Annotated in this window: 1 protein-coding gene; it reads left to right on the top strand. The window is 37.4% G+C overall.

The genetic code is table 11. The features are described 5' to 3' along the window. A partial coding sequence (locus IAE52_RS11465; protein ID WP_200136809.1) for a MucBP domain-containing protein occupies nt 1–262 on the top strand: 262 nt, incomplete at both ends.

The following is a 262-nucleotide window of genomic DNA, read 5'->3' as shown; positions in this document are numbered from 1 at the left end:
AGATGGTAATAAGATTTCAGATGATGTTATAAAATCAGGTAATGTTGGAGATGCATATACTACAGACCAAAAAACAATTGCTGGTTACACCTTCAAAGAGGTTCAAGGAAGCGCCACAGGTACTTTCACAGACCAAGCACAGACTGTGACCTATGTTTATACGAAAGACCCAGTTGCTGGTGGCGATGTTACTGCTAAATATGTAGATACAGATGGTAATAAGATTTCAGATGATGTTATAAAATCAGGTAATGTTGGAGAT

The sequence above is a fragment of the Lactococcus sp. S47 genome (genome assembly GCF_016517475.1).
Classification (GTDB): domain Bacteria; phylum Bacillota; class Bacilli; order Lactobacillales; family Streptococcaceae; genus Lactococcus; species Lactococcus lactis.
The sequence above is the reverse complement of the archived record's forward strand: the minus strand, read 5'-3'. Positions and strand labels throughout refer to the sequence as shown.